Genomic DNA, 3,434 nt, shown 5'->3' with positions numbered 1-3,434 from the left:
GGTCAGCGGGCCGTGGACCCGTGTCTACCAGGACGTGCGCGGCCGCACGATGCGCAGCGTGACGCAGGCGTTCGATTGCGATCCCGGCGCGACGTGCAGGCTGATCGTGGCCGACACGTTCTACAACCAGAACGGCGCGACGGTGCTGACGACGCAGCCGTACTTCCTGGACACGCTGAGTTCGGGCATCAACGGCAGCGCCTACGGCTTCACGTACACGCAGTTCGACGTGATCGGACGACCGCTGGCGGTGTACACGGCCGACAACGGCGAGGGCAGCGAAGGGATCACCGACGCGGGCGCGATCGCGGAGCTCAACGCCTTCGGTCGCGCACCGGGTGCGATGCAGTTCATGGTGGTGCGCTACGCCTACGAGGGCGCGAAGACGACGGTGACGCGGCGCGGCAGGCCCATTCCAGGTCGACCCGAAACCGCAGTTCAGACCGACGTCCAATGGCGCGACGCCCAAGGCCATGTGGTGCTGGCTGAGGATGCGCAGCACGCGCAGACCGCGTTCCTGTACGACGCGCAGGGCAGCCTGGTGACGACGGTGGACCCGCTGGGCAACCGCGTGGAGATACGCTACGACGGGCGCGGCCGCAAGACGGCGATGCTGGACCCGAACAAGGGCTACTGGACCTACGGCTACAACGCGCTGGGCGAGCTGACATCGCAGCAGAGCCCGAACCAGCGTGCGGCTGGAACGAGCAGCACGCTGGGCTACGACGTACTGGGCCGGSTGGTCGAGAAGCTGACGCCGGACTTCAAGACCACCTACTTCTACGACACGGTGAGCGGCGCGCCGAACGGCACGGCCTGCCTGTCCGCCGCCAGCGGCGGCGCGAACGCGACCAAGGGCAAGCTGTGCGGCAGCAGCACGACGCACGGCGTGGTGCGCTCGGCGGTGTACGACCGCTACCTGCGGCCGGTGAACGCGACGACGGCGATCAGCCCGGATCCGCGCTACGTGCAGAAGACCTTCTCGCAGAGCATGGAGTACGACGCGAACTTCGGCCGGCTCGTGAAGCAGAGCTGGCAGACCGGCGTGAGCGTGCAGTACGGCTACACGAAGCTCGGTGCGCTGCAGACGGTGCACAACGGCAGCGGCTACGCCTACTGGACGGCGCAGCGGGTGAACGCCTGGGGCAAGGTGGAGGACGCGCTGTTGGGCCATGGCGTGAGCACGCATACCCGCTTCGACCCGATGAGCGGGCGCGTCACCGACGCGGGGGCGGGCCTCGGCACCGACATCGGCAACGCGGCGGCAATGGACGTGTTCAAGCACCAGTACGTGTGGGATGCGCTCGGCAACCTGACCCGGCGCATCGACATCAATGGAGCCGGCACCAATCTGAACGTGGGCGAGTGGTTCGTCTACGACGAGTTGAACCGGCTGACGCAGTACCAGGTGACGAACCAGGGTGGCGTGACCCAGGACGTGACACTGGCCTACAACGCGATCGGCAACATCCTCTTCAAGAGCGACGTCGGCTCGTACATCTACCCTGCGAGCGGCCAGCGCCTGCCGCATGCGGTGAGCGCGATCCGCACGCGCGCCGGCGGGCCGACGTACAGCGCCGACTACGAGTACGACGCGCAGGGCAACCTGACGCGGGCACTGGGCGATGCGCGGTACCGCAGCGTGCGCTACAACAGCTTCAACCTGCCGCAGGGTGACGGTGTCACGCCGGGCATCATCGGGGTGAGCACGGGTGGTGCGGCAGCACCGACCTACGACTGGGTGTATGGCGAGACCGAACAACGCCTGGTCGAATTGCGCAAGACCAGCCGCGGCACGCGCACGACGTGGACCCTGCACCCGGACGGCGCGAACGGGCTCAGCTACGAGCAGGAGACCGACGAGAACGGGGTCACGACGAACCGGCACTACATCTCGGCGGGCACCGCGACGGTGCTGCTGACGACGACGGCCGCGGCACCGGCGACGACGAGCAAGCTGGAGTACTGGCACAAGGACCACCTCGGCTCGACGGTGGCGGTGACGGTGGCCGGCGGAGGCGACTGGCGCAGTGTGGTGAAGACGATCCGCTACGCCTACGACCCGTGGGGCAAGCGCCGCTACGCGAATGGGCCGACGGATCCGGGCAACGCACTGATCGGCGACTACCACGGCGGCGCGCCGGATGCGGCCAACGGCACGGACCGCGGATTCACCGGGCACGAGCACCTAGACGACCTCGGCGTGATCCACATGAACGCGCGGTTGTACGACCCGATGATCGGGCGCTTCATGCAGGCCGACCCAGTGGTGGGCGATCGGTTCGACATCCAGACCTACAACGCGTACAGCTACGTCTACAACCGGCCGTTGAATGATGTGGACGCGGATGGCCGCTGCGGGCTGATGTGTGCGGCACTGGTCGGGGCCATCATCGGCCGGGCGACCGGCATGATTGATCAGAACACCTTCCGCCAGATCTTGGGTGTCTGGGTGGCGGTGGCGCTCGGTCCACAGGGCTATTTCGCGTTGACTGAAAGCGCGTTGGCCAATACCGCCATCGCTGGATTCGCCTCCGGCGCCGTGAGCACGGGGAATATGAAAGGGGCAACGCAGGGTGCGTTCAGTTCGCTAGTCTTCTATGGCGCTGGGAGCCTGGGTGCAGAGTTGAGCGGAAACGCTGCCTCCAGCGCGAAATATGCCTTCAGCGCATCAGGAGCGGCTGATCGTATGGCGACCGCGGCATTCTGGAGTGACAGCGGATTAGGGCGGGTGCTGTTGCATGCCGGCGCAGGCTGCATCACATCTGTGGTTGGTGGCGGGGAGTGCGGTCGAGGCGCACTGGCTGCAGGTGCGGCACAAGGCCTTGGAGGACGGATCGATGCGGGTAATCCAGTAGGAAACGTCGCAATCCGCGCAATCGTGGGTGGGACGGTTTCCGTCATAGGCGGAGGGAAATTCGCGAATGGGGCCCAGTCGGGGGCGTTTGGGTATATCTTCAATTGCCTCAGTCATCCGGAGTCATGCTCTTCGATATTTACGAAGGCCGGAGCAACTATCGGGACTGGTGTAGGAGTGCTTGGCGGGATTGGAGTAAGTGCGGCATGTGATGCTGCTACGAGCGGCGGTTGCGCACCGTTTAACCCGGTGATTGTGGCCGGTGCAGCGGTGGAGGGCGGTCTAAAAGGTGCTGCCTTAGGTCTAGCTTTTGGGGCTGCGCTCGACACTATTGAAAGAAGAATAAATGGCAACAGCTGGCTGAGTCCCGATAGTACTTCTGTATACATGCTTGTTTCAATTTATGATGGCACTATATTGAAATTTGGCATCACAAATATGGTGGGAAACGAAACTGCTCGCTATACGCAGAACGAAATGGCTGCACTCAGTGGTCGAATGGTGGTGCTGGCGACGTACGAAAGTCGCGCACCAGCGAGAATGACAGAGATAATGTTGTGCAGTGCCTATACTGCAG

Annotated in this window: 1 protein-coding gene; it reads left to right on the top strand. The window is 64.4% G+C overall.

The annotated features are described in order from the left end of the window. Window positions 1-58 precede the first annotated feature (58 nt). A partial coding sequence (locus tag AC1D12_RS28310; RefSeq protein ID WP_477844412.1) for an RHS repeat domain-containing protein occupies window positions 59-3,434 on the top strand: 3,376 nt, incomplete at its 3' end.

The sequence above is a fragment of the Rhizobacter sp. P1_G5 genome (assembly GCF_056405435.1).
This window is presented reverse-complemented; position numbering and strand designations above follow the sequence as displayed.